The 26,440-nt window shown below is 46.0% G+C and carries 23 protein-coding genes; 16 read left to right on the top strand and 7 right to left on the bottom strand.

From position 1 onward, the window contains the following. Nucleotides 1-1,094 precede the first annotated feature (1,094 nt). The 7 genes from B9Y93_RS17475 to B9Y93_RS17450 all read left to right on the top strand — a co-directional run bounded on the left by B9Y93_RS17475 (nt 1,095) and on the right by B9Y93_RS17450 (nt 7,537). Nucleotides 1,095-1,484 (top strand): hypothetical protein, encoded by a 390-nt coding sequence (locus B9Y93_RS17475; RefSeq protein ID WP_085496447.1) that lies wholly within the window; start codon nt 1,095-1,097, stop codon nt 1,482-1,484. Between the two features lie 89 nt (nt 1,485-1,573). Beyond that, on the top strand, nt 1,574-2,767 hold the full coding sequence (locus B9Y93_RS17470; RefSeq protein WP_085496446.1) for a hypothetical protein: 1,194 nt from the start codon (nt 1,574-1,576) through the stop codon (nt 2,765-2,767). Between the two features lie 7 nt (nt 2,768-2,774). After that, nucleotides 2,775-3,539 carry a hypothetical protein gene (locus B9Y93_RS17465; protein WP_085496444.1) on the top strand — a complete coding sequence of 255 codons (765 nt, stop codon included), beginning with the start codon at nt 2,775-2,777 and terminating at the stop codon, nt 3,537-3,539. Then, on the top strand, nt 3,532-4,407 hold the full coding sequence (locus B9Y93_RS17460; protein WP_085496442.1) for a hypothetical protein: 876 nt from the start codon (nt 3,532-3,534) through the stop codon (nt 4,405-4,407). The genes B9Y93_RS17465 and B9Y93_RS17460 overlap by 8 nt, the downstream gene beginning before the upstream one ends. 4 nt (nt 4,408-4,411) lie before the next feature. Next, nucleotides 4,412-5,047, top strand: coding sequence for an ABC transporter ATP-binding protein (locus B9Y93_RS17455; protein ID WP_244903455.1), 636 nt, complete (start codon nt 4,412-4,414; stop codon nt 5,045-5,047). A 214-nt stretch (nt 5,048-5,261) separates the two neighbouring features. After that, nucleotides 5,262-5,420, top strand: coding sequence for a hypothetical protein (locus B9Y93_RS24650; protein ID WP_169028812.1), 159 nt, complete (start codon nt 5,262-5,264; stop codon nt 5,418-5,420). Nucleotides 5,421-5,653: 233 nt separating this feature from the next. Further along, nucleotides 5,654-7,537: an SLC13 family permease gene (locus tag B9Y93_RS17450; RefSeq protein ID WP_097676229.1), complete on the top strand. Its 1,884-nt coding sequence runs from the start codon at nt 5,654-5,656 to the stop codon at nt 7,535-7,537. A gap of 281 nt (nt 7,538-7,818) precedes the next feature. Here B9Y93_RS17450 and B9Y93_RS17445 read toward each other — a convergent pair whose 3' ends face one another. Beyond that, the gene (locus B9Y93_RS17445; RefSeq protein ID WP_139829188.1) at nt 7,819-8,376 is read right to left on the bottom strand and encodes a hypothetical protein; all 558 of its coding nucleotides are present in this window, start codon (nt 8,374-8,376) and stop codon (nt 7,819-7,821) included. Nucleotides 8,377-8,402: 26 nt separating this feature from the next. Beyond that, nucleotides 8,403-8,924 carry a MauE/DoxX family redox-associated membrane protein gene (locus B9Y93_RS17440; protein WP_085496438.1) on the bottom strand — a complete coding sequence of 174 codons (522 nt, stop codon included), beginning with the start codon at nt 8,922-8,924 and terminating at the stop codon, nt 8,403-8,405. Nucleotides 8,925-10,511: 1,587 nt separating this feature from the next. On the opposite strand from B9Y93_RS17440, the gene B9Y93_RS25235 reads away from it, so the two are divergent. After that, entirely contained in the window at nt 10,512-11,273 is a 762-nt protein-coding gene (locus tag B9Y93_RS25235) for an ABC transporter ATP-binding protein (RefSeq protein ID WP_425320357.1), read from the top strand. A 112-nt stretch (nt 11,274-11,385) separates the two neighbouring features. On the opposite strand, the gene B9Y93_RS17430 is transcribed toward B9Y93_RS25235, so the two are convergent. The 3 genes from B9Y93_RS17430 to B9Y93_RS17420 form a co-directional block, all read right to left on the bottom strand. Then, complete coding sequence (locus tag B9Y93_RS17430) at nt 11,386-11,943, bottom strand: RNA polymerase sigma factor (protein ID WP_085496434.1); 558 nt, start codon at nt 11,941-11,943, stop codon at nt 11,386-11,388. A 266-nt stretch (nt 11,944-12,209) separates the two neighbouring features. Then, nucleotides 12,210-14,135, bottom strand: a complete 1,926-nt coding sequence (locus tag B9Y93_RS17425) for an FAD-dependent oxidoreductase (protein ID WP_085496432.1) — start codon at nt 14,133-14,135, stop codon at nt 12,210-12,212. Nucleotides 14,136-14,321: 186 nt separating this feature from the next. Then, nucleotides 14,322-14,750 carry a MarR family winged helix-turn-helix transcriptional regulator gene (locus B9Y93_RS17420; RefSeq protein WP_169028814.1) on the bottom strand — a complete coding sequence of 143 codons (429 nt, stop codon included), beginning with the start codon at nt 14,748-14,750 and terminating at the stop codon, nt 14,322-14,324. A 195-nt stretch (nt 14,751-14,945) separates the two neighbouring features. Here B9Y93_RS17420 and B9Y93_RS17415 point away from each other — a divergent pair, with 195 nt between their 5' ends. Further along, nucleotides 14,946-15,662, top strand: coding sequence for an MgtC/SapB family protein (locus B9Y93_RS17415; RefSeq protein ID WP_085496427.1), 717 nt, complete (start codon nt 14,946-14,948; stop codon nt 15,660-15,662). Nucleotides 15,663-15,826: 164 nt separating this feature from the next. On the opposite strand, the gene B9Y93_RS25230 is transcribed toward B9Y93_RS17415, so the two are convergent. Next, nucleotides 15,827-16,786, bottom strand: coding sequence for an SRPBCC domain-containing protein (locus B9Y93_RS25230; protein WP_085496425.1), 960 nt, complete (start codon nt 16,784-16,786; stop codon nt 15,827-15,829). Between the two features lie 85 nt (nt 16,787-16,871). After that, complete coding sequence (locus B9Y93_RS17405; RefSeq protein WP_085496423.1) at nt 16,872-17,189, bottom strand: ArsR/SmtB family transcription factor; 318 nt, start codon at nt 17,187-17,189, stop codon at nt 16,872-16,874. 398 nt (nt 17,190-17,587) lie between these two features. On the opposite strand from B9Y93_RS17405, the gene B9Y93_RS17400 reads away from it, so the two are divergent. The 7 genes from B9Y93_RS17400 (at nt 17,588) to B9Y93_RS17370 (ending at nt 26,324) form a co-directional block, all read left to right on the top strand. Beyond that, nucleotides 17,588-18,607: an ATP-binding cassette domain-containing protein gene (locus tag B9Y93_RS17400; protein WP_425320356.1), complete on the top strand. Its 1,020-nt coding sequence runs from the start codon at nt 17,588-17,590 to the stop codon at nt 18,605-18,607. Next, nucleotides 18,604-19,419 carry an ABC transporter permease gene (locus B9Y93_RS17395; RefSeq protein ID WP_085496421.1) on the top strand — a complete coding sequence of 272 codons (816 nt, stop codon included), beginning with the start codon at nt 18,604-18,606 and terminating at the stop codon, nt 19,417-19,419. Before B9Y93_RS17400 ends, B9Y93_RS17395 begins: the two co-directional genes overlap by 4 nt. Before the next feature lie 539 nt (nt 19,420-19,958). Continuing rightward, nucleotides 19,959-21,014 carry an LLM class flavin-dependent oxidoreductase gene (locus B9Y93_RS17390; RefSeq protein WP_085496419.1) on the top strand — a complete coding sequence of 352 codons (1,056 nt, stop codon included), beginning with the start codon at nt 19,959-19,961 and terminating at the stop codon, nt 21,012-21,014. A gap of 222 nt (nt 21,015-21,236) precedes the next feature. Next, nucleotides 21,237-22,622, top strand: a complete 1,386-nt coding sequence (locus B9Y93_RS17385) for a TraB/GumN family protein (RefSeq protein WP_085496417.1) — start codon at nt 21,237-21,239, stop codon at nt 22,620-22,622. A gap of 258 nt (nt 22,623-22,880) precedes the next feature. Beyond that, nucleotides 22,881-23,744, top strand: a complete 864-nt coding sequence (locus tag B9Y93_RS17380; RefSeq protein WP_085496416.1) for an AraC family transcriptional regulator — start codon at nt 22,881-22,883, stop codon at nt 23,742-23,744. A 233-nt stretch (nt 23,745-23,977) separates the two neighbouring features. Next, entirely contained in the window at nt 23,978-24,943 is a 966-nt protein-coding gene (locus tag B9Y93_RS17375; protein ID WP_085496414.1) for an N-acetylglucosamine kinase, read from the top strand. A gap of 73 nt (nt 24,944-25,016) precedes the next feature. Further along, nucleotides 25,017-26,324 carry a 6-phospho-beta-glucosidase gene (locus B9Y93_RS17370; RefSeq protein ID WP_085496412.1) on the top strand — a complete coding sequence of 436 codons (1,308 nt, stop codon included), beginning with the start codon at nt 25,017-25,019 and terminating at the stop codon, nt 26,322-26,324. The last annotated feature ends 116 nt before the right edge of the window (nt 26,325-26,440 follow it).

The raw sequence follows: 26,440 nt of genomic DNA, 5'->3' as shown, positions 1-26,440 counted from the left end.
TTTTACGATTCAGATTGTGGTTGAAATAAAAAATCCCCCTATGGGAATAGGAGGATGGCAACGAATGTGGTTCAAGGAATCCCTTGTCTCACAAGCCTTGGCGAATGCCGGGAGGCTATTAAGAGTGGTGAGAGGTGTTTGGTGAGTTTTGGTAATCATTAATTTTTCTTCTGAGTTCATTATAAATCGCTGAAGGAGAGCCCCTGGCCTCATCGCTAGCGATGAGGTTAGGGGCTTGAACGGATTTAATACTCACATTTGGTTCGTTTTCACTGATACCGTATGTTCTATAGATTCCCCGGAAAAACAGTCACAATTTCTATGTAATTGTGCAACCATAAGCTTACCTGAAGTGTCCTTGTTATTAAGACTACATTTCCGATAGTTGTAAACTTCACCAGCATATTACTTTGTGCATTGGGGCACTCGAAATATATGTTTAAGCTAATGCTCAGAAAGGCGTCAAGACTGAAACCTAAAACCTAAAACCTAAAACACAAGAAACATCCATATATTGTTTTAAATGGTATTAAAGTCCTATTCATAAGGTGTCAATAATCTGGTAGTGTTAGGTTAAGTATATTTAACAAATATAGTAATAAATGTATTGTTATGCATGATGGATGGGCCTATAAAAACTCGTAGATGGAGTCACGTTACTGAACGTAAAGGTAGTAACAGCACCAGTACCAGTACTTGCATCAACAGCATCTTATACAGCAAATTCTCTGCCTTCATTTCAAGGGGACTATTGCACGGGGGCACATCACAAAACGACTACTGACCAGGGATATATGTTTTGTGTTACATAGCGTAGTTGGACAAGTAGGCAAGAAATATTGTTTATCTTGGAATAATGGGAACTTCCCTGCCAGTGTAGACAAATTCCAATGGAGTATTGCGACAGAACATTTTTTTACAGGGGTGTATATTTACAAGCGTGTGCAAGACATAAACAATAGTAGATTTCGTTTCATAGTAGTAGAGGTCATATTTTTAAAAATGAGTTGAGTCATATTTAGCCCGCTTTATTGCGAGTGTTAAGCCGGTTAATTTAAAATATGGCAAAAAAATAAAGGGAGGATGTCTATACTATGAAAAAACGAATCGTTAGTTTCGTTGCTGTCATGTCCCTTGTTTTTGCAATGTCGGCCACTGCAGCATTTGCAGCTTCGTATACTTTTAAATTCGAAGGTTCATTTATTGGAAGTTTGAAAACTTCTTCCGCACAGACAGTGCAAACTCTTAATGCTGCCTACGTCAACCCAAGCGCTTCAGCAGTACCTACGACATATTATCTTTGCACGACTACATCCAATACGACCAACGTTACCAATTGGATTACGGATGTATCTACATCTGGAAAGCGTAGTTTTACTTACAATTCTGGTTATGGCGGGGTTAATAATCAGTACAAATTAGCTGGATACCCTTCAAATTGGGACTTTGTGGATTACACTGTAACTGGGTCTTGGTCTCCATAAGTATTACCAGCTAATCAACAAAGGGCAGATGCAGGTGTACTCGCCACCTGCATCTTGTGCTTTTCTCAAAATAGAAAGGGGACATATAGATGCGAAGAAGTATTATCCTTCTATTCAGCATAGTATCAATGATATTTGTTACTGCATGCGAGGGAACGCAAGCAGATAGAAAACCTTCTGAAAAGATAGATTTAGAAGCTTTTTTGCAGACTGTTGAGCTGCCTAAGAACCTCTCCATATCATTTGATCCAACTAAGGTTTCATTCGTCGATTCGGCGAGAATTTATACGGCGGATTTGCTGGAATTGAACCCGGATATTGTAGCCGAAAAGCTGTTGCGCAGAGAGGTTGTCGAGAGGCTGTCGTATGCAGAGGGACCGGCGTTCCAGACGGGAGATGAGTCTTTTAAGGAGTACCTTACTGTTTTTGATGGGGGTAAAAGTTTTGGTTCCGGAGATGGTGGGAATGGAGGAGGGATGCACTACAGTGCATATGTCAATGGGATAATCAGGAGACCAGCAGTTATAGCCAACTATGCTGGGCCGCCGGACATGACTGAGCAATTGCAAAGAAGCCTAAGAAGAAGTGATTATGCCTCATCCAAAGATTTGTCTTTTATGAACTATACAGATGCGTTGAAAGCTGTTCAGAAACAACTTTATGCAATTGGCATTCCTGAACTTGGGCTTGCGGAAACCTATTCTCTAGATTTGGATACCATACGGGAACACTATGCATTTTATCTCGAAGAGAATCGCGATTCGGATGAAATCCAAGAGTACACATGGTCAAGAGACGATGAAAGGTATTTGTTTCACTTCCGCCAGTTAATTAATAGCATCCCTGTAGTTAACGTATCGTGGCACTGGGGAAAAGGAACTTCTGCAGACGCTTCCGGGGGCATAATGAGGGAAACGCATGTGAATGCAGCGTATACGAAAGATGGTGTGACAAATATTAGCGCCATTAATCTGTTTGATATTCCGAATGGGATAGCTGGTGAAGACGCATCGCTTGTCGGTGCTGCAGAAGCCTTGCAAGTGTTGATCTCGGAATATGCTGATCTTATATTGGAAGAGGGGACAACCGTTATATCCGCGGAGTTAGTCTATGTATCCGTTCCAGAAGAGAAGAAGTATAAGCTGATACCTGCGTGGATATTTGGCATAGAGAAGCCCAACGTGCTGATAGATAATGATAGTGGAGTGAAGACTCCGTACAATGAGTACAGTCAATATGTGGTTGATGCAAGCACCGGCACAAAGCTTTCTGGTGTGAGGTGATTTCCGAATGAAACGGTTTGTTTCATTGTTTTTGATCGGGTGTATCCGGGCGATCCTGTCTGTACGATTTATTGTAAGTGTCTGCGGAGTAATGCTGGTGTTGTTTCTGTCTTCATTCAGAATCATTAGTTCTCAATCCGATGTACTTTCTGTGGTGATGATCAGTGGAAGTGGAAATTTCATATTAATTGTAGGCCTTCTTCCGTTAATCCCCTATGCTACGACGTTTGCATCTGAGTGGGAGACGCGTGCCACAAGTTATTGGCTCATACGCTCAGGCGTAAGAAATTATGCGGCTAACAAGGTCATAGTCAGCGCATTTTCCGGATTTTTGGCGACATTTGCAGGTATTCTTCTATATGCACTTTTTTTGTTGATTAAACTTCCTCTTTTTACAGAAATCACAACATTTGATGCATATACACCCTTATTAGAAGCGGGCATGCCGGTACGCTATCTTTTGGTTTCCGCTGCACATTTGTCATTATCATCTGCTCTGTTTGCCACAGCGGCATTGTGGATTTCAACATATATCCCCAATCGTTTTACGGCTATATCCGCACCAATTGTACTTTATTTCACACTCTATCGCTTAACCCGATTTTGGGATCTGCCGCCTTTTCTCCATTTAAGCACACTGTTCGAAGGTACTTATCATGCAGGTTCGCCTCAGGCAACTATGTTTCTCAAATTGGGAACAGTTGTAATATTGTGTACACTAATGGGATACGGCATCGTTAGACAGATTCGAAGGAGGGTACAGCATGACTAATTTGAAAACGATATGGCTTTGCGCCCAAATCAACTTTCGCAAGTGGCCTGTATCTCCCCGTATGTATACACTTGCGGCAATCATCGTAGCATTCTCGATTTGGGTCTTTTCCTGGATTTCGGATTATGCTGACGCAGTAGGCGTTGCTGCGACACCGTGGGTATTTCCATTTCTGCTAACAGCTCCAATTTTGATCCCTATTTATGGGAGTCTTACCATGCTATTATTTTGTGACGCTCCGTTCACGGACAGTCATACGCCATTTCTGGTCATCCGCACTAGTCGGCGCAACTGGGCGATAGGGCAACTTCTTTATATCGTTTTAGCAGGATTTGTATATAGTGTTTTTTTTGTGCTTATGTCTATGCTGTCGCTGATCCCAAACATACAATTTTCCGCAGATTGGGGAACCGTGTTGAAAACAATTGCCTTCGATCCGAGTAGCCCCTCGAAATACGGAATTACAGCTTTGGCGATTATTGGTGGTTCAGTGATGAGTATGTTCGAGGCCATTCCGGCTACCCTTATAAGCTTCGGATTGTTCTGGCTCGTATCTGTTTTCATAGGTGTTTTAATTTTTTGCTTCAATATCGTTATTGGAGGAGCAAGTGGCTTGATCGCAGCTGGTTTCCTCACCTTCTTGGCTTACTTTTCTATTTTTGTAGGAAGAATCTCTTTCGGTAACATTATTTATTATGTGTCGCCTGTTAGTTGGGGCAGTATGTTTAATCTTGATTGGGGCGGCACTGGGCAGATGCCTTCACCGATATATGCAGTAGGTTGTCTGGTGGGCTTGATATTACTGATGAGCATCATTTCTGTGTTTATATTTTGCAAAAAAGATATACATGTTCAGGAAAGGAGATAAGGATGTGGCGACTTATGTGGAGGTTTCAAATGCTGTAAAAAGCTTTAGGGAAACGACTGCGCTGAATGATGTCTCAGTAAAATTTGAGACAGGCAGGATTCATGGCGTTATCGGTCGGAATGGTTCCGGGAAGACTGTGCTTTTCAAATGTATTTGTGGTTTCATGATACTCGATGCTGGCAGCATTTTAATAAATGGCCAACCTGTGAAACCGGCAGTATCCCAGGATATTGGCATTATTATCGAAGAACCTGGCTTTATCGGTTCACTCAGCGGATACAAAAATTTAAAACTGCTGGCATCCATTCGACGCGAAATATCGGATGAGGTCATCCGTAATACTTTAATACGCGTCGGACTTGATCCGAGCAGCAAAAAGCATGTGCGCAAATATTCGTTAGGCATGCGTCATAGGCTTGGAATTGCTCAAGCAATCATGGAAAAGCCAAAGCTGCTGATTCTCGATGAGCCGATGAATGGTTTGGATAAGCAGGGCGTTGTGGAAATCCGCGAGGTACTCAAAGAATTAAATAGAGAAGGAATTACCATTATTATGTCATCTCATTATACAGAGGACATAGATGCGCTCTGTGACACCGTTTGCGAAATGGACAGAGGTGTGTTGACACTTATTAAGTAATGGACTTTTAAGTAAAAAGAAATTTGCAATTAATGTAAGTGTGTTATAATGCAATTATTAGGAGTATTTCCCAAAAAAAGTACATTGTTTGTAGAACCAGAATTGAAGTTCTTGTGTTTTTAAATCCTACTTACGGGATTCAGAAGCCTGCTAGTAGGATATGTAGCATGAGTCTTGAGCCGCTTATCACATAACGGATAATGGAGGTATGGTCATGGTTAATCGCAATAGAAAGAAAATGTTCACAGCCCTCGCCGCAGCTTTAGTTGTCTCTATGTTAGTTACAGGTGGAATCATCGTTGACCAAGGCAAAACAACGTTACAGGCAGAGAAGTCAGCAGGGGATAAAAAGGTTGAAGTTATTAAAGCATGAAGTAGTAACCGTTATTGTTAACGTAAAAAATAGTTGGTTTATTTTCCTCAGTTGGTTTAACCAAGCTGAGGTTTTTCATTATGCCGCTTGTCGGTATTCGTTAGGTAATCTCAAGATAAATCTTGTGAGGGGGTATCGGCAGCAGGTAAAATATAGGGGATATCAGTCATGGGATGAACTAGAGGCACTTATGCTGTCATCAATAGATTCAGCGGAAAGTAGGGGAGCAGAGCGTGAATGGACCGATGATTTTGACCTTAGCAACGCTTGGTGCAGCATCGATATTGTTTGTCTCAGGAAAAGTGCGTTCTGATCTTGTTGCGATTGGCGCGCTGCTGGCATTAATGCTGGGAGGCGTTCTGACTGCCGAAGAAGCATTGTCCGGATTCTCTAACTCTGTCGTTATCATGATGATAGGCTTGTTCGTGGTTGGAGGCGGGATCTTCCATACGGGCTTAGCGAAGCTTGTAAGCAGCAAGCTGCTGCAGCTTGGCGGAGCAAGTGATACACGGCTGCTTATCATGGTCATGCTCGTGACTTCATTGATCGGGGCATTTGTCAGCAATACGGGAACAGTAGCGGTGATGATGCCAATTGTGGTCAGCTTGGCCATGAGCGCGCGAATAAATCCTGGGCAGCTCCTCATGCCGCTGGCCTTTGCCAGCAGTCTCGGAGGCATGCTTACCTTAATCGGAACTGCACCGAATCTCGTCATTACGAAGACATTGGTGAGTGCCGGATACGAGAAGCTGTCCTTCTTTTCCTTCACGCCGATAGGCGTGGTGTGTATCATCGCGGGAATACTCGCCATGCTGTTTCTGCGCCGCTTCCTTCCTAAGGAAGAAGAGGGCGGGAAGGATAAGCAGAGCGGGCGCTCACTGGAGGAGCTTGCTCAGAAGTATCAGCTTACTCAGAATTTGTACCGGGTTCAGGTGGCGAGCGATTCCGCGATCAGGTCCAAGACGCTGCGGGAGTTGGATATTCCTGCTCAGTTCGGTCTTAATATCATCGAGATTCGACGCAAAATCTCGGCCAAGAATCAATTTTTCAAGACGATTAATCAAGAAATTGCTGGTCCGGATACGATGATAGAGTCGGAAGACATTGTATATGTGAATGGCTCCTTTGAACAGGTGAGGCAGTTTGCGGATCAGTACGGCCTGATCTTATTGGACCAACATGCAGTGGAACGTCGATTCGATGTGCAAGTAGAGGAACAGCAGGATGGGGAGCAGTATGCGACTCGTGATGTAGGCATCGCGGAAGTCATGCTTACCCCGAATTCTTCCTTAATTGGCCGTTTTGTAAAGCACTCGGGCTTTCGTGAGAAGTATAGAATCAATATTCTCGGCATTCAGCGCAAGGAACAGTATCTGCTTCATCATTTGAAGGAAGAGAAGATGCGCTTTGGCGATGCTTTGCTTGTGCAGGGGACGTGGCAGGATATTGCTTTGCTTGCTGCTGATCAGTCTGATGTTGTCGTGGTGGGTCAGCCGATCGAGGAGTCAAGCAAGGTGACGATGGATCAGAAGGCGCCGATTGCAGCGGGTGTCATGCTCTTGATGGTGCTGCTGCTCGTAACCGAAATCGTGCCGGCTGTGGTTGCCGTCATGACGGCAGCCGTGTTAATGGTTGTGCTGGGCTGTGTGCGCAATATGGAAGAAGCGTATAAAACGGTTAACTGGGAGAGCATTGTGCTCATTGGCGGGATGATTCCCGTCTCGATTGCAGTGGAAAAGACGGGGGCGGCAGGGCTATTGTCAGATGGACTGGTCAGCGCGCTCGGAAGCTATGGTCCGCTTGTGATGCTGATTGGCGTTTATTTGACGACTTCAATCATGACGATGTTCATCAGCAATACGGCCAGCACCGTGCTGCTTGCTCCGATCGCACTGAGTGCTGCGATTCAGCTTGACGCGAATCCATTCCCGTTCTTATTTGCAGTGGCAGTAGGGGCGAGCATGTGCTTTGCCTCGCCATTCTCCACGCCTCCCAATGCTCTTGTGATGTCTGCGGGAAGATATCGCTTCAGTCATTATCTGAAGGTTGGCTTGCCTCTGCAAATGATCATTGGCGTGGTCATGATTGCTGTGCTGCCTTTATTGTTCCCGTTCTAATAAGCAGCATGAAGAATGCAAGATTGAAGGTCAGGCACTTGAGTAAGCAGCGTTGCCCGATGAATGAGATAGCTTTCCTGATAAAGATCGGCAAACATAAGGGATGGTGGTGTTAGGGAATTGATCCTGCATTGCCATTCCTTCTTTATGTGCTATAGATTTCTTCTTGAACAAATGGTCATGAAATAAGGTGATCCCTGTAGCACATAGGAATCACCTTTTGGTTGTGTTATCCACTGGGGCCTCCTTAAGAGACAAAGAACATAATTTTTGCAGGGAAGCTAGCTGATCTTAACGTTAAGTGTCCCGTCTTCCGTTGCAAGCAATGAAGACACCTCATCAATTGTTTGTACATGGCCTTTATTAAGGATAAGGCCTTCGTTAGACAACACATAGCAAAAAGGAAAGGTAAAGGTCCCGAAATGACCCATTTGATGCATCTCAATACGATGAATAGGGATGCGTAAATGGTGCTTGTCGATGATTTGATTGATTTCTTCTTCTGTACCGACCATTATTGCCGCTACCTGATATTCGCTAAAGGCATCGGCGATCGCATTCATATTGGGATACAGCTCGGCGCAGCTGCTGCAGCCATATACACTTAACATAAGGATGGTCCCTTGGGCATCGACAGGATGTAATTCAATGGGGTTGTTGGTTGTGTCGATGAGATGATCGACAGGGAAAACATGATGAAATGGCAGCGAATTATTTTGCTGAGGTTCTTGCTGGGGAGCGGGCTCGGGGCTTCGTTCATGCAGCTTTCGATACATATATAAGGAGTTTATTAACAAAAAGATAATGAAACACCACTCCAGAAGTGTTGATAACTGCACATAGTTGACCACCTTATCACCTCCATTTATTCTGGTTCTGGCCTCGCAAGCAAGATTCTTAGATGACCGTACAGGCCAATTATCGCTATGCTTTGAAGGATACCGAGCGCAATAGGATACACGGCAGCCTGACTAACGGCCTTGCCGCCAAACGCGAAATCCATAATTCCAGTGAACAATGCAAGTGCAATAAGGAAAATGGCGCGATGAATGGTGTGATCCCCTAACGTTTCTGGAATTAAGCTGCCAAAGCAGTTGCATGTGATTTTTCCGGGCAGCTTTTTGGAACGAATGGACACCCATATAAAGCTAATGGAGAGCAGCACAATGAACAGCAATCCTCCAAGATATAATGCAGGAAAAAACATGAAGATGCCAGATAGCATCTCTAGACTGATAACGCAGGCAATCGTAAAAGCAGGATTGATGATCACGGTGTTCAGCTGTCTGATGGTTAGTGTAAACGAATGGAACGATAGAAGCTTGAGAACAGCTGTTGCAATCATCAAGGTTCCAAGAAAAATACGAATAAAATAGAAAAGATCCATCGTCATTTCCTCCGTATGTTACTACATTCTTTCATCCTCACAATATACAACACACTCACCTTGAAATTATCACAAAAGTAAATAATATTTTAAAATGTGATTATTTTACTTTTTATTTGTTTTAGATAATAGAGCCGCAGCAAGAGTTCTCGCGATAAAAAAAGGAGGAATTATAATCCATGGCTACAAAACGGACGTGTACGTATTATTCTAACTGCACACAAGACACGACTAACTCATCTTACAAGTATTGCGACTATGCTCAATACACGTGTTGTGGATGTTCTAGTCCAATTGATAGCGGCTCCTTGGTCGTTGCGGGTCGGAATCGTTTTTCCATCGGTTCGCCTAGCATCGAATGCTTCACCGGTACTTGCTAATTTCAAGTTAACCAGTCATTCGTATTTGAACAATCCGATCATCTAAAAACCAATTGCGAGAACATCAGCCGGAAGCTGGTAAACGATGCGTTTGCCAGCTTCTCCCCATGTCTGCTGCTCTCCAATGATTAGGAGACTGATCATGCAAAAGATCCATCGGATACGATTTATCTCTGTCAACCTGTATCGATTAATGAAGCTCTGTTGGGGGATTTGTCCACGAGAAACCACTATTCTAGTAGTTATTCGTTTATTCCAAGCTTTTGTTCCTGGTATACAACTCGTGTTGACTAAACATTTGGTAGACAGCGTAAGTGATGTCTTCGCTCATCAACACAATGTCAGTCAAGCTTTATTATATCTTGGAATGCAGTCCTTGCTTCTGCTCATCGTGCAATCTGTTCAGCTTCTTGAACAGTATAACAATAGTAAGATGCAGTTTAAGATTGGTTTCACTGTAGATGAACAAGTTGCGGCGAAAGCGGCAAACATTTCGCTAAGGTACTTCGACACGGGGAGCTTCTATGATACGCTGCAAAGAGCTTCATCGGGACAAAGCCAACGCATGATTGAGCTCCTCAACGGACCGATGCAAATTGTACAAAATACGATTACGATGATTACGATAATCGGTGTGCTGCTTAATTTTAGTTATGTAACGGCAATCCTTGTGGTTCTTATGTCTATTCCTCCATTTTTCATTAACCATCATATTGGAAATATGAGGCGCAACCTGCTGATGGTTTTGATACCGATCTCAAGACGAATCGCTTACTTTCTTAATTTACTGCGAGGAAGAGAGACCGCTAAGGAAGTCCGTGTTTTTCAATTACAGCATTTTCTACTGGGCAAATGGAAAGAACAGTTCAATAAGCAAATGGCCTTCCAGTTATCGTTTGAGCGAAAAAGAATTTGGCTCCAAAGCTTATATGATATTCCGAATGTTGTCGTTATGACGGTTAATTTGGGGCTGCTTATATGGCTGGGTTCCAAAAACGGGTTCAGCATTGGTGATTATGTAGCGATCTCACAAGCATATTTGACAGTTCAAGGCGTAGCTGCGGCCGTTTCCTTGTCTGTTGCGGGGATATTTGAGAATGTAAAGCTTCTATCCGATCTTTTAGCATTTCTCAACATTAAAGTAGAGGAAGAAACAACACAAACGGATACGCCTGCAATCCATTTTCCTTCATTGAATCAGCATGGCATAGTGGTCAAGGATTTATCGTTTGCATACGACACTGACAAGAAGCTGAGGCTGAAAAATGTCTCATTCCAGATTAAGCCTGGCCAGCGAGTGGCGATTGTGGGGGACAACGGGGCAGGGAAAAGTACATTGATAAAATGCCTCCTTGGCCTATACCGCAACTATGACGGACATATTTTTTACGAGAATACGGATTTGAAGCACATGAATGCCAAGCTCGTCTTCCAGCATGTGGGTGCTGTGTTTCAAGACTACTCGAAATATGATTTTTCGATAAAAGAAAATATTGGGATCGGCGATATCGAACGATTGACGGATGACGAGGGAATCAGAGCTGCTGCTGAAAAAAGCGGTGCACATGAGTTTATTCAAAAGTTGGAACATCAATATGAGACTGAAGTTGGAAATACGTTTGGCGGTGCGGTGGATCTTTCGGGTGGACAATGGCAGAGGGTCGCAATCAGCCGTTCGTTCTTCTCCAAAGCTGATCTTCTTGTCTTTGATGAACCAGCAGCTTCCTTGGACCCGTTTGCTGAGTTGTCCTTGTATCAATCATTGGCGAAACTCTCGGAGGGGAAAATCACAATTATGATTTCGCATCGTTTGAGCAGTTGTGTGGATGCTGATCTCATTTTAGTAATGCGCAATGGAGAAGTTGTCGAACAAGGAACCCATGATGAGCTAATGGACGTAGGCGGGTACTATTCAAGCATGTTCCTTAGTCAACTAAGCGGTTATCAGAAAAAAGCTGTCGCTAAATGAGTTGCCTTGTTGGATGGAGAAGCCTTGGATCATTGGGAACTCGTTACGGTTATAAGGAATAGTGGTGAATGCTTCAAGCCAAGTGATAGCGAAGGTACTAGCGGGGGATATTCTATTTCCCATTCATATCATCTTTGATCGTTTTTCGAGCACGATACAAGCTTTGCCGTACACTTCCTTCGGAAATGCTAAGCTTCTCAGAAATATGCCGATAGGATAAATTCTCAAAACAATATAGATAAAGAATCAGTTTTAGTCTTTGTGGCAACTGAGCGATGCAGCTGATGAGTTCTGTGAACATTGCTTCCCTTTCAATGGATTGCTCTAAGGTTTCATACAGCAAGCAATGCTGATTGTGAAACATGTCGTTGTCAATAATTGATGGAATCATTCGCTTTTGTTTTCTTAAATGATTAATCGCACCATTTTTCGCTAGTGTTCTGAGCCATGAACAAATTTTGTTTTTGTCTAAATGGTGGGGAGGCGATGTAAAAGCCTTTAGGAAAGCTTCTTGAACGATGTCCTGAGCGGAGTGGTGATTCTTGACGTAGGAAAATACCAATCTATAGACGAGCTCATTAAATGCTGAGAACACCTCCTTCTGAACTGAAGTCTCAAGCTTGCCAAACGACGGATCGAAAATTAATAACAATTTGCTAACGTTATGCATAATATTACCTCTAATTCTTTAATTTACCATATTAGCATAACATAAAAGTGCAGCGTTGGTATGCTTTCTTTTTGTAAGTTTGAAAAGGGTATCCGGGACATATCTGCGTGTTTGCAATTCCAAATGATTGCAGACTAAATAAAACTGAACGAAGCGGCCTTAGTCCGATGTGGAACCAAGGCCGCTTAAAGGATTTTTATGATGTGTTATCTACTTGACGGGGCTGTACATTGTATTGACAGCCTCATATTTTAATAGGGGGCAGGCTATTGTTTCACATGAACCGCGGCATGTTCACCTGCGATGCGGCCTGAGTTCCAGGCGAAGCCTGTTGCTAAGCCTTCGAACGTTGGATAGCTTGTAATATTGCCGTAGAAGCCGGCAGCATCGTTGCCGACAACGAACAGGCCGGGAATTGGCTTCAGATTCTCATCCGTCGCTTGCAGCTTCTCGTTTACGCGCACGCCGCCCAGCGTACCCAAGTTGCTGATTTGCATTTTCACGGCATAGAAGGGCCCTTGCTTCACTTCATAGACCAAGCTCTTCTCGCTTTTGCCATAGGGATCACTCTTCGTTTGAACCACTTGGTTGTATTCCTTCACATTGGACACTAGACGTTCAGTTTCCATGTTTAGCGCCTTCGCCAATTCCTCAATCGTTTCACCCTTCGTAATTATGCCTTGCTTGACGCCTTCTTCTGCCAAGGCTACGAAGTCGCCCTGATCCATGTTTGGTCCGCCAACAGCCGTATCCATCATAAGCGTCTTGCCTTTGGTATACGCTTCAAGCGTCTTAGTATCCATCAAAATGTAGTAGATGCCGCCTACAGAATAAGCTGCGTTTGCGGTCTCCGCTGTGTCCCACACCAGCTCTTCATTCGCGAATCGATTGCCGGATTGGTCGATCCACATGAGCGGCGAACGGGTAATGCGGTTGAATGGGCTGTTGGCCAAGCTGACATCGCCTTTTGTCGCTGCCGCAACCATGCCGCTGCCATGCAGCAGGGAAGATGCCATGTCCCATTTCGCCGCGCCAGCATCCCATGCCATGTTGACACCTGAGCCATTTTCACCCCAGCCGCCCAAGTAGGAAGTATTGTAATATTGCTTCATCATTTCGGAGTTGCCCGCAAATCCGCCCGTTCCAAGAATAACCGCTTTGGCATGAACGGTAAGCGTACTGCCGTCTTTTTTCGTCGCTGCTATGCCGTTTACGACACCTTTATCATCTTGAAGCAGCTTCGTAGCGGTCGTTTCAAAGCGCAGATCAAGGCCTGCATCCTTTAGGTTCTTATGCACTACATCCGTTACAGCGATTTCCGTTGGCTCATAGCTGAATAGATCGAACCAGTGGTACAGCTTCCACTTCATATCATTATCCATATGCGAGATCTGAGGCGTCTCACGATTCACGTGGAACGTCACGCCCCATTTCTCCATCCATTTGATCGTATCGCCGGATTTATACACAATGGCCTTCGTGAGGGGACCATAGTTGATGAAGTGCGAGTAAGCATTCAGTTGTTGGAGCAAATCCTCCTTTTTCAGCTTGGCATACTCAGGACCGGCTTCCTTTTGCAGATGGGATTCAACAGCAAAGGGACCGCCTGCGAAGAACTTGCTGATCCCCCCGACATTGTTTGTCTTCTCGACCATCAGCACCTTGGCACCGCTATCAATTGCAGCCGCTGCTGCCGCTGTTCCTGAGGCGCCAGCACCTACGACAACTACATCAACAGTGACTTCTTCATCCTCTCCCTTGGCGGTTTCTCCTGCTTTGAGCTTGGATGTATCCACGCCAGCCTGCTTCAACGCATCTTCTGTCGCAGCGAGAATCGCACCAGAGGTTAAGCTCGCTCCTGAGATGACGTCGCAATCGAGTCGCTGGCTCTCTTTAATTCGATCCACCATCTTTGGCGCCGCTTCACCGCCGACCTTTGGCGTTTCTCCGTCTGCATGTGCGACCAATTGTGTAATTTTCCCGCTTTCATCTACCGTAACCTCGACTTTTACATCGTCGTGATAGCCTTTGGCAGATGCGGCATATGTGCCTGCGGTAATCTTCTGGCTGCTGTCCGCTGCATCAGCTGCATGTTTGTCACTTGCAGTATCGCTGCTGCAGCCAAATAGGGATAGGACCAGTGACCCCGCTAACAGCAAGGATAGTGCGGCTTTTACACCTTTCCGTTTCATCTTGATTCCTCCTGATGTCTCATGTTCGTATTGCGAATAGTTCGGTTAACGAACTAATAATCACAAGGTATCATAGAGATCAGCCTTATAATGTGATTATTTTCACAAATAAAAGAGAAAAATAAAAACAGCCTTGTTTACATATTCATTAAAAATGAATCTGCAGGCTGTTCTTGCTTCTGATAGCTATGATCGACTGAACTTGAGCAGCAGTCTTTCGAATTCACGAATCTCATCCGCCGTGAAATGCTCCATAAAGGATAAACAATAATCATCGAACAAGGCGCGTATGCGCTCTGCGGCTTCTCGCCCTTTATCGGTCAGACGAATAAAGATCATGCGTTTATTCTGCGGATTCACTTCCCGCCAGATGTAGCCTTCCTTTTCCATCCCCGTAAGCATCTCGGACATCGTGGATGCTCCAACACCAAAGATCTCGCAGGCTTCTCGCTGATGCAGTCCTTCAAAGTCAGCTAGGAAGTGAAGCATTCTAGCTTGCGAAGGCTTTAACTCAACAGCAGCAAGCTTTGACATTTCATCTTGGTAGAATTGCTTGATCTGGTCTGAAAATGAAATATAGGCTCTAGGATTAATAGCGAAGTCTTTGCGGGGCATAGCGAATCCTCCTTCATTCATGCAAGCATTCCTGTGCTTGTGGCATTCTATTTATTTTACCAAAGATTCCTTCAAGTGGACAAATAAAGATCGGTGTGGCAGGAATGCCCTCATGCGCTCTGGCAAATGCGGCGATACATTCGAGGGGTTCATTCAGAATAAATACGTGTATGATATAGGGTAGAGGTGAACAACATGATAATCATGATATTCAAATTAACGCTGGCATTGCTGTTCGGACTTCTGATCGGCCTCGATCGACAAATGAAGCAAAAGCAGCTTGGGATGCGGCCAAGCATGGTCATTTGTATCGCGAGCTGCTTACTGACCATTGTATCCATAGAAGCCTTTAACCAATTCGGCGGGGATAAGCATCCGAATATGGACCCGATGCGTCTAGCGGCTCAGATTGTCAGCGGTGTAGGCTTTATTGGGGCAGGGGTTATTCTGAGAAGAAGCAATGAAGTCATCTCCGGTCTCACTTCTGCTGCCTTGATATGGTCGGCTTCTGCGCTAGGGGTGGCCATCGGGGCAGGCTTCTACAAGGAAGCCATCTGCGGCATTCTGCTCTTGATCATTGCTGTGAATCTGGTGCCGAGCTTGATGAAGCTGCTTGGCTCGGAGCGTCTTAATCGCTACGACGTATCGCTCAAGGTCGTAGTGGAATCCAATACTCGCATGACAGAGCTGATCAGGCTGATTCAGAGAGTACCTAACCCAGAAGCAAGCAGTAAGGCGGGTAGCGACAAGGGTGAATTCAAGATCCGGCATTTTAAGATCAAGGACCTGGATCAGGAACGGCAGCGAATGGACCTTATTTTGTCTGTCCCCAAGCACTATTACTTGTCGGAGATCTACTATTATATCAAAGAGATCGATCATGTTCTCAGTGTAGAAGCAGAGCAGCTGTAGGATGATCGAGCTGTTCAGCAGAGCTCGCATACACCAGCACGTTAATAGAAGCAAGTTTATACCTAGTTAATTTGAAAATTGCTATGAATTAATCTTATATGCAGAACAGCCGCCCAATGCTCAGCATCCTGAGTATTGGGCGGCTTTGCCTTGCCGTCATTGCATTATTGAACAGCTTGCAGATGCTGCGCGAGACGATCCCAAGTCTCGGTAATGCCTTGCTCCATACCCATGTCGACAACCGTCTTCAGCGCTTCTGCTGAACGGTATTGAGACAGGCTTACGACTCTTGTCTTGCCTTCGTACTCTTCGAAGGTTAAGGTCGTGGTAGAAGGAGGCAGATCCTGCGATTCATTCCCTTCGGAATCTGAGAAATAGTCCGTATAGACGATCTTCTCCCCGCCGATAATCTCTTCATATATCGCCTTCCCCCAGGATTCATAACCATAGAAGTCGCCTTGGTTCTTATCGATGCATTTCATACAGTAATGCCAAGCGCCTCCTGGCTTGAAGTCCAGATTGCATACCGTCAGCGTCCAGCCTTGAGGTCCCCACCATTTCTGCAAATGCTCCGCCTCCGAGAAAGCCTTGAACACTAATTCGCGGGGAGCATCGAAGATGCGCTCCAGCTTAAACGTATGGCCTAGGGCTTGGGCAAAGGTAATGGCTGGCAGCTGGTCTTCAAGTCTGCTCAGTGTGGAAGCGGCTCCTTCCAAAGCCCCATACTCTTTAACAGCCTGCTCAAGAATCTCAGCCGACTTAAACTGCATCCGCATCGTGAGCAATGTTGCTTGCCCTTGCTCTTCAAAGGTCACATTCACACGGAACTGCTCTTCCTCAATACTGTCTCCATGGACGTAGCTGATCTGCTCAGGCGCATTCATCTCAAGAAATGTCATCTTGTTGTCATAATCTTGGCCATCAGGACCATGCATTACATAGTGCCATACGCCGCCAGGTCTGATATCAAGCTCGTGTGTGGTGATGGTAAAGGACTGAGGTCCCCACCACATCGGCAAATGCTTCGGATCGGTCCATGCTTTGTACACCAGCTTTCTTGAAGCGTGAAAGGTGCGAGTGACAGTCAGTTCATTGCCTGCAGTCGTAGCAGTCGTCTTGCCCATAGCGTTGTGAGTAGTCAAGGTTTATTCCCTCCAAAGGTCGATTGGGTAAAGCAGGGCTTCATACTCGGAGTTCTCGCTCGAAGTCTCAGTCTTTGCCTTGCAGCTCCTTCAAGTAGTGGTCTAGGCGGTCAAATCGTTCGTCCCACACCCGGCGGCAGGATTCAAGCCATGCTTCCATCTCTAGGAAAGGCTCTTGGCGCAGCTTGTAGTATCGCTTATTCGCGTCTCGCTGCACCTCCACCAAGCCAGCATCGCTTAATACGCGGAGATGCTTGGAGGCTTGCGGCTGTCTTAGTCCTGTCTGGATGGCGATAGCCCCTACAGTAAGGGGACCTTCACGCAGTAGCTCAATGATCCGCAGCCGGCTGGGTTCGGCAAGTGCTGCAAAAATCGAAGTATCCATGGCTGCTCCTCATATCAGCAAAATCATTTTCTGAACTGAATATACCATATAGGGAATATACCGTAAAGGGAATATTATAAAAGTTTAGAAGTTAAAAATTTAATGATGGCTCAGTTTTAATTTTGGCTTAGTATCATAATCAGTATTTGAGAAGGCAAACAAGCAGCGTAAGGGTCAGAATCGTTTTAATTGATATAAGCTTAGCAGTTCGCATCTGTCTATCCGCTTTGAACATGAATGCATCTCCTACCAGAGTCTGACGGATAAACCATTCCATAGGTGGTGTTGTGGTGAGGTTGTTTTTTCTAAGATAAATACAGTCATCAAACGAAAAGGATCAATATGCCGCTTCATATAACAGATGAAGGCGTTAGGAGGAAATGAACGTGAATCATCCCATGATGAAAAGGTTGAATCGATCAAGCGAGTGGGCAGTAGAAGCTCAAGGCTTGGTTAAGCGATTCGGGGATCAGTATGCGGTCAATGGCGTGGACCTGAAGGTGAAGACAGGCTCGATATACGGTGTGCTTGGTCCCAATGGGGCGGGGAAGACGACCACGATCCGCATGCTTGCGACCCTGCTTCGACAGGATGCTGGGACTGCGCGTATATTTGGTTATGATGTTGTGAATGAAGCTGCGATTGTTCGCCAGTTGATTGGCGTTACAGGACAATATGCTTCTGTGGATGAGTCGCTTAGTGCAACAGAGAATCTTGTAATCTTCTCGAGACTGCTTGGAATAGGGCGCCAAGAAGCGAAGCGGAAGGCTGCTGAGCTGCTTGAGGAATTTGGCTTGACCGAAGCAGCAAAGCGCCCATTGAAGCAGTTTTCAGGAGGCATGCGCCGTCGGCTTGATCTTGCTGCGAGCCTCATTGCCAAGCCGCCGCTCATCTTCTTGGATGAGCCGACGACAGGTCTTGATCCAAGGACGCGTACGCAGATGTGGGATACGATTAGAAGGCTGGTTCATACCGGCTCAACAGTATTGCTAACAACGCAGTATCTAGATGAAGCGGACCAGCTTGCGGATCGGATCGCGGTTATTGATCGAGGTCAAGTTGTGGCGGAGGGGACCGCAGATGAATTGAAGGCTTCCGTTGGCACCTCCTCTCTCCACTTGAATGTTCAGGGCGCAGACGATATTAGCCATGCCCGCAGGATCGTAGATCAGGTGCTTAAGGTGCACTCTAATGTGTCGGCAGAAGCAGGCCGAATTACAGCGCCGATGGCAGATGTGGACCTTGTGACGGACCTGTTGATTGCGCTTCGAGCAGAAGGGATTCATCTGGCTGAGATCAGTGTGCAGAAGCCAACGCTGGACGAAGTATTCCTGACTATTACCGGCCATGCGCCGAAGGAAGAGAAGCCAGATGGCGAGCGCGTCGACCTGTCTGTAGCGAAGGAGGCAAGAGCATGACCCGTTCATATGCAGGAAGCAGCCATATGCAACCGCTCAAGAATCATACGAGCTTTGTTCAATCGGTGCGCCATTCCTTAACGATGGCTTATCGGGGACTGCTAAAGATCAAACGCACCCCTGAACAATTATTTGATGTCACTTTGCAGCCTATTCTCTTTACTTTAATGTTTACGTACATCTTTGGCGGTGCCATTTCCGGCGATGTTGCAAGTTATTTGCCCGTCATTATACCCGGCATTCTGGTGCAGACGGTGATTACGACCTCTATCGTTACAGGAGTCCAACTAAGAGAGGATATGGATAAGGGCGTATTCGATCGATTCAAATCGCTGCCCATTGCTCGAATCGCTCCACTAGCCGGAGCCTTGCTTGCAGATACGATTCGTTATGCCATTGCAACAATGCTCACCTTTGCTATGGGTTATCTGATGGGATACGAGCCTGGAGGGGGAGTTGGATATGTCGCACTTGCAGGCGTGCTTGTCATTGTGTGCTCGTGGGCAATAAGCTGGATTTTTGCCTTTTTTGGCGTCATCGCAAGAACAGCATCAAGCGTGCAGGGGATCTCCATGATTGTGCTGTTCCCGCTTACGTTTTTATCCAATGCTTTCGTACCAGTGGATACGATGCCGAGCTGGCTGCAGTGGTTTGTCAACATGAACCCGATCTCGCACCTCGTGTCGGCAGTGCGTGAATTGGCCAATCAGGGTACGGCAGGCAGCCATCTTGTCTATTCGCTTGTTGGCGCGCTTATCGTCGTGGCCGTCTTCGCACCGCTAACGGTGAGGGCGTATATGCGAAGAACATAGCTGCACGATGGCAGGGCTTTATGACGGAATTGTTCGCAATCTGGCAAGCACGTTCAAGCCTAGTCTACATGCCTCATTGGCATAACAGCCTTCACGGGGGCATATTCCAATAGAAGGACCTCCTGAGAAGAAATTTCAAGAGGTCCTTCTTGCACAGTTAGAGATGCATAAAAGCAGATTATCCTTATTCTGCATGCACATGTACTCTCATGCTTTGCTCTGTACCTTTATTTTGTGAAAATGCCTCCTTCAAACGAGAAGCTGGACCATCTAGAGCAATAGCCTGCTTCATTATTCCATCTGCGCCTAAGTCTGGTTTTCCCGCTTTGCCTAAATGTCTATGTTATTTTTCATATTCCAGCATCCATTTTCAACCAGTCTCGACAATGTCCAAGATTATGGCATAATCCATGGTACAATGTCATGGTGCCTTCACCTTGCTTTCTGAAATGTATCAAGGAATTTCAGAAAGCAAGGTGAATAAGAATGATCGTACACATGAGAGATGAACATCAAGTACAGAAAAGAGGAATTGGATAGTGGAACTAGGAATAAGCACGTTTGTCGAGACAACACCTGATGCAGCGACCGGGAACACGATAAGCCATGCGGAGCGCCTGCGCGAAGTGGTAGAGGAGATTGTTCTTGCGGATCAGGTAGGATTAGATGTATATGGAGTGGGCGAGCATCATCGTCATGATTATGCAGCTTCTTCCCCAGCTGTCGTATTGGCTGCGGCAGCTTCTCAGACAACCCGGATTCGCTTGACCAGCGCAGTGATGATTCTGTCATCAGCGGACCCGGTACGTGTGTTTCAAGATTTTGCAACGCTTGACGGCTTGTCCAATGGACGGGCAGAAATTATGGTAGGTCGAGGCTCCTTTCTCGAATCCTTTCCGTTGTTTGGTTATGACTTGAACGATTATGAAGAGCTGTTTGAGGAAAAGCTTGACCTCTTGCTTCGCATTCAGCAATCGGAGATCGTGTCATGGAACGGCAAGCATCGATCTGCGATTCATGAGCTGGGCATCTACCCTCGACCTGTTCAAGAGCAGCTGCCGGTATGGATCGGAAGCGCAGGCAGTCTGGAATCTGCGGTTCGCGCTGGGAAGCTTGGGCTTCCATTTGTGCTTGCTATCATTGGAGCTGTGCAGCCGCTAGATTATGCGGAGCAGGTTCATTTATACAAGCAGGCAGCTGCTGAAGCTGGCTTTGACGTATCGAAGCTGCCGATCGCGTCGCACTCGCATGGCTTTGTTGCCAAGAGCCAAGAAGAAGCGATCGAGACCTTCTTCCCATCAACCTTTGCCAGAACTAATGTGAGGGCATTGGAGAAGGGAACGACTCCTTATACGCGCGCCAACTATGATGAAGCCTGCAGCTTCGAGGGAGCGCTGTATGTCGGCGACCCGGATACCGTTGCGAAGAAGATCATTCACCTTCGCAAGCATGTAGGTGTCACAAGATTCTTTTTACATATGCCGCATGGCACCATGCCTCATCAAGATGTAATGGACGCCATTCGACTCTTCGGAACAGAAGTAGCGCCGCGGGTTCGAGAAGAGGTTCAACGCTGGGAGCAATCACAACGTTAAGCCGCGCGTTACAATCGATCAAGCCATCACGCAGCCTGCTCTTCGGCTGCGTTTTTGTATGCGTGTAGAAGTCGTCAAATGAAATCATTAAAAGGTGCAAACTTTGTGTATATAAATACAAATAGTGAATAAATGAACAATCATTAATTTTCAGTGGTATAATCTACTACTGTAGGCAGTTGAATACTGCTCCATATCATAGAATAGAGAGGGGTAATTGTAGTGCAAGTGAACAAGCATTGGGGAAAACTTGGACGAATCGCTTCTACTGGGCTGTTAAGCTTAACGCTGCTGCTAGGTTATGTATTTCCAGTCCATGCAGAGGCTCCGTCTGGAACCCCGTCCATAAGCTCATGGTCCATCGAAACTCTAAATGAAGGTGAAAAGTACGGAATCTATCCGCTCAACTGGTATTATGATGGATCGTTCCAAGGAGCGATCACCGCTGAGAAATTCCAATCCTTAATGAAGTCGACAGGCGAGAAGCTCGATCAGCTTGGCTTTGACAAGAAGGATGCGGCGCTTTCCTTCAAGACAGATCAAGTGATTACAAGAGAGACCGTCATTACTTCCTTACATACCCTGCTGGCTAACTATAAGCTGCCTGCATCATTCGGTCTGGCAGATCAACAGCCAGTGGACTATATGTCTGCCAAAGGAATTGTGAAGGGCACAAAAGCTGGCCTTGAGCTGAATAAGCCTAGCACAGTAGAGCAAGCTGCTGTTATGGCAAGCCGCTTGGTTGAATATGCTTATGATACAGCAGGCGCAGGGGCTAAGGGCTTGATGTGGAAGGTTACAAATGGCGAGAATACATTGTATCTGCTCGGCTCCGTTCACCTTGGCATTACAGACATGTATCCAATGGAGAAGAGCATTCGCGATGCTTTCCAAGCCTCAGAGGATCTGTGGGTGGAAGTTGACATTGTGAATAGCGACATGAGCTATTTTGCAAGCAAAATGGTGTATGACGATGGCACGACATTGAAGGACCATGTATCTGAGGATACCTATAAGAAGCTCGAGAAGGCGCTTGAGAAGATGGGAATGCCAGCTGGCACCTTTGATGGCTACAAGCCATTTGCGATTACAACGAGCCTGTCTACCTTATCCTACTACGAAGCTCCTGAAGAGCAATTGATTGCAAGCAATACAGGCATTGACAGTTATTTTATTACAAAAGCAATGCTGTCTGGCAAGCCGATCAACGAGCTTGAGAGCATTAAGCTTCAAGCAGATCTATTCGCGGACGTGCCTGCGAGCGAGCAGGAGGCGGAGCTGAATACGCTGTTGGACGCGATTCTGTCTGAGGATGGCAATCAAAAAGCAGCGGACTATCTGAAGCAAATGCAGCTCTACTGGGTAAAAGGGGACCGTGAAGGCTTGGCGGAACTTCTGTCGGCAGATGAGCAATTTGCATCTGGCGAGACGAATCAGCGTTTGATTGGCGAGCGGGATAAAAATATGGCGAAGAAGCTTGCTGAGCTGCTTGAACAAGAAGGCAAGCACACTTCTTTTGTGGTTGTAGGCTCCGCCCATTATGTGGTTAAAGGCATGGTCGTGGACCTTTTGAAGGAAAAAGGCTATGACGTTCAGTTCGTACAGTAATAAAAGGGCTGAAATCTCTTTGATGAAGGCATTTTATGTAAAATTTTAACGAAACAGTTCGTAGGAAAGAGCAACCTCTTCTCCTTACGGACTGTTTTTATTATTAGGGGGGAGGATAGATCGAATAAATAGCATTAGTAGACGCATCTTAAGCTTCGACACACTCATTCGATTATTTATATAATAGAACTAAATTTTATGAACAGGTACGTTTGCTAATGCAGCATGAATAGCTCAAGCACAAAGGAGTCAATCGTCATGGACAAGCCACAAATGATATCTAGAGACAATATTTCATTTGAACACCCCTCATTCCCACTCGTCATCTCATCGAGTGTAGGGGTTAATCCCGGCTTTGAGCGGCTTCATTGGCATGATGCACTTGAGGTCAATCATATCAGGCAGGGATCAGGATTCTATCTAATCAATGGACATAAGCTGGAATTTCAAGAAGGGGATCTTATTCTCATCAATAGCGATGATCTCCATCGTGCATTTGAGTCGGATAATTTGGTCATGGATATTTTAATGTTTGACCCTTCGATTCTGGCAGTTGATCTACGCTATGATCCTGAGCTGATGCGTCCGTTTCGAGAGATGGGGGAATCGTTCTCGAATTTAGTAAGTCGAGAGCATGGCGTCCATGAAGAGCTTCGTAAGCTGTTTGTCCGCATGATGAAAGAGTTTGAGGCGAAGCAGGACTCCTATCTATCGATCATACGATCTGATTTGGTTCGGTTTCTTGCGCTGACCAATCGTCACTTGATGCTTCCGAATCCGACGCATAATTTGCTTAAGCAGCGGAATATGCATGTGCTGAAGGAAGTCATTCATACGATGGAGACGAGTCTCGCCTATCCTTGGACGCTGCAGGAACTGGCAGATCTTGCGCATCTAAGCCCTTCGAGGTTCAGCACCTTGTTTACGCAAGCCGTTGGCACATCGCCTCTGAATTATTTGATCCAACTGCGTTTGACGGCCGCGATACATCTATTGGATAAGAGTAATGATAAGATCATCATGATTGCAGACCAATGCGGCTTCCGGAATTTGTCAAACTTCAACCGTCTTTTTAAGCAGTATGTAGGGGTGTCTCCAAGTGAATATCGAATGAAGGACTAATGAACTATTTTATCTATCTATCCTGCAAAAACAGTAAGATAGTATCATCCAACACGCAAATTGCAGTAGTAGCTGCAGCCCTGTTCGTTGTATCTTTAAGACATAAGGTATCGAAGGAATATCAACCTCAGTCAACTTGCACGATGTACGAATAGGGAATAGGTCTTCAACAGAATGGAATAGCATGGGCATTCATGGTTGTATGCAATTATACGATAAGGAGCGATAAATATATGAGTATCTACTTGGGTGTAGATGCAGGCGGGAGTAAGACCCATGCCGTCATCACAGATATCGAAGGCCGTATTCTCGGCAAAGGTATCTCAGGCAATGGGAATCACCAGCTCGGCAAAGAGAGGGCCGAGAACAATATCCGACAAGCCTGCGACGATGCTTTGAAGGAGGCGAATCTCTCGCACGATGATATAACGGTTGCCTATTTCGGGCTTGCGGGAGCGGATCGAGAGCCGGATTATGAGATCCTACGGCCCATGATCGCATCGCTTGGCTTCAAGAGGCATTACATTACATGTGACACCATAATCGGCATGCGGGCAGGAACGAATCAATTCAATGGCGCAGCAATTATTTGTGGAAACGGGTTCAACAGCGCAGCACGCAACTTAGAGGGAGAAGAGTTGCAGTATGGCGGCTTCGGCTTTAAGTATGGAGACGGGTTCGCAGGCGGCTCAGGCTTATCTACCCTTGCTTTTCGAGCAATGATCCGAGCTTGGGATGAACGTGGACCGAAGACGCTCTTAACGGATTTGGTGCTCAAGCATATGGAAGCGAGCTCCGTCGAAGAAGCCTATGAGGATGTTCTCTATGAGAGGCGAGACATCCCTAGTGACTTGGTGAAGACGCTCTTTGCCGCGGCAGAGCAAGGAGATCAGGTTGCAATTGCGATCTTAGAGCAAGAAGGCAAAGAGATGGGGAATGCGGTAACAGCGCTCATCCGCCGCTTAAGCATGACAGAGCAATCGTTTGATGTCGTGTATATCGGCAGCGTATTAAATAAAGGGACGACGGATCATCTTACCGATGCGATTGAGCGTGTCGTGAAGCAAGAGGCACCGCGTGCCCGCTGTGTTCAGCTTCAATCCGATCCTGTAGCTGGCGCTATTCTCAGCGCGCTCGATATGGACGGTATCAAGCTGGATGCGGCAGTAGAAGCCAAGCTTAAGTCTTTGACGGTATAAGTTAAAGCGGTTATCTTAATTTATCAACCTATACACGACAACGAAGGATCATTTATGGATGGAGGAGATTCATATGACACAACAACAAGGCTTGAAAATTGCCGTAATCGGCGGAGGTTCCTCGTACACACCTGAGATTGTAGAAGGCTTTATTAAGCACTATGATCAGATGCCGATTCGTGAGCTGTGGCTGGTTGACATCGAAGAAGGCAAGCATAAGCTCGAGATTGTAGGTAATCTGGCGAAGCGCATGGTGGAAGAGGCAGGGCTGCCTATGCAGGTGAATCTGACACTGAATCGCAGAGAAGCAATTGCAGGCGCAGACTTTGTTACAACCCAGATTCGAGTGGGGCTCTTAGAAGCACGCAAGCGCGATGAGCATATTCCGATTCAACATGGCGTGATTGGTCAAGAGACGACTGGCCCAGGAGGAATGTTCAAGGCGCTGCGCACCGTTCCGATCATTCTCGATATCTGCAAGGACATCGAAGAGCTCGCGCCAAACGCATGGCTTCTGAACTTCACGAACCCTGCAGGGATTGTCACGGAAGCGGTAGCGAAGCACAGCAAGGTGAAGTCGATCGGCCTGTGCAACTCGCCAATCAACTTCCAGAAGTTCCTGGCACAGCAGTATGATGTAAGCGAGCAGGATGTATTGCCGGAATTCGTTGGGATCAACCATCTTCACTGGGTGACTTCCGCACTTGTAAAAGGCGAAGAAAAGCTAGATGAGCTCTTGGATGGCGGAACGACGTACACGGCAAAGAATGTGCCAACCTTTGGCTGGAGTGTTCCATTTCTGCAATCCTTGCGCTCCATTCCGACGTATTATTTGAAGTACTTCTACATGACAGATGTAATGTTTGCAGAGATGAAGGAAGCGTTGGAGAAAAATGGCACGCGTGCAGATGTGGTGAGCCGTGTAGAGAAGGAATTGTTTGAGCTGTATCAAGACGTCAACTTGAAGGTGAAGCCGAAGCAGCTCGAGCAGCGTGGAGGCGCTTATTATTCTGAGGCGGCAGTGAAGCTGATGACGTCGATCTATAATGACACTCGTGATATCCAGACGCTGAATGTAATGAACGGCAATATTTATGACTTCCTGCCTCAGGACGCGAGCATTGAAGTGAATTGTGTCGTAACCGCACAAGGACCGATTCCGCTTCCGCCGCAGCATGTGCCAAACCATGTTAAAGGACTTCTGCATGCCGTTAAGGTGTATGAAGAGCTTACGATTGAAGCTGCAATTACAGGAGATCGCGGCATTGCGCTGCAAGCGATGGTACACCATCCGCTGGTGCCTTCTGTTGATGTGGCGGAGAAGCTGCTTGATGAGATGCTGGAGGCCAATAAGAGTTATTTGCCGCAGTTCTTCAAATAAGTAAAAAAAGCGAAGAAACCTTTGCCAAAGCTATAATGTGACCCCATTTCATTATAGATCCTCCATGTAAGACCTCTTTGGGATGCTTTTGAACAACAAAAGCGTCTAACAAGAGG

This window comes from Paenibacillus aquistagni (genome assembly GCF_900177815.1).
Lineage (GTDB): Bacteria > Bacillota > Bacilli > Paenibacillales > Paenibacillaceae > Paenibacillus_B > Paenibacillus_B aquistagni.
Note: the sequence above shows the minus strand (reverse complement) of the source record. Positions and strands in the feature narration are given on the sequence as shown.

Coding starts and splice junctions, on each gene's coding strand:
- B9Y93_RS17475 (WP_085496447.1), top strand. CDS start 1,095: ATGAAAAAACGAATCGTTAGTTTCGTTGCTGTCATGTCCCTTGTTTTT.
- B9Y93_RS17370 (WP_085496412.1), top strand. CDS start 25,017: ATGACACAACAACAAGGCTTGAAAATTGCCGTAATCGGCGGAGGTTCC.
- B9Y93_RS17400 (WP_425320356.1), top strand. CDS start 17,588: ATGATGAAAAGGTTGAATCGATCAAGCGAGTGGGCAGTAGAAGCTCAA.
- B9Y93_RS17380 (WP_085496416.1), top strand. CDS start 22,881: ATGGACAAGCCACAAATGATATCTAGAGACAATATTTCATTTGAACAC.
- B9Y93_RS17470 (WP_085496446.1), top strand. CDS start 1,574: ATGCGAAGAAGTATTATCCTTCTATTCAGCATAGTATCAATGATATTT.
- B9Y93_RS17405 (WP_085496423.1), bottom strand. CDS start 17,189: ATGGATACTTCGATTTTTGCAGCACTTGCCGAACCCAGCCGGCTGCGG.
- B9Y93_RS25230 (WP_085496425.1), bottom strand. CDS start 16,786: ATGGGCAAGACGACTGCTACGACTGCAGGCAATGAACTGACTGTCACT.
- B9Y93_RS17375 (WP_085496414.1), top strand. CDS start 23,978: ATGAGTATCTACTTGGGTGTAGATGCAGGCGGGAGTAAGACCCATGCC.
- B9Y93_RS24650 (WP_169028812.1), top strand. CDS start 5,262: ATGGTTAATCGCAATAGAAAGAAAATGTTCACAGCCCTCGCCGCAGCT.
- B9Y93_RS17440 (WP_085496438.1), bottom strand. CDS start 8,924: ATGGATCTTTTCTATTTTATTCGTATTTTTCTTGGAACCTTGATGATT.
- B9Y93_RS17460 (WP_085496442.1), top strand. CDS start 3,532: ATGACTAATTTGAAAACGATATGGCTTTGCGCCCAAATCAACTTTCGC.
- B9Y93_RS17430 (WP_085496434.1), bottom strand. CDS start 11,943: ATGCATAACGTTAGCAAATTGTTATTAATTTTCGATCCGTCGTTTGGC.
- B9Y93_RS17395 (WP_085496421.1), top strand. CDS start 18,604: ATGACCCGTTCATATGCAGGAAGCAGCCATATGCAACCGCTCAAGAAT.
- B9Y93_RS17465 (WP_085496444.1), top strand. CDS start 2,775: ATGAAACGGTTTGTTTCATTGTTTTTGATCGGGTGTATCCGGGCGATC.
- B9Y93_RS17415 (WP_085496427.1), top strand. CDS start 14,946: ATGATAATCATGATATTCAAATTAACGCTGGCATTGCTGTTCGGACTT.
- B9Y93_RS17420 (WP_169028814.1), bottom strand. CDS start 14,750: ATGCCCCGCAAAGACTTCGCTATTAATCCTAGAGCCTATATTTCATTT.
- B9Y93_RS17425 (WP_085496432.1), bottom strand. CDS start 14,135: ATGAAACGGAAAGGTGTAAAAGCCGCACTATCCTTGCTGTTAGCGGGG.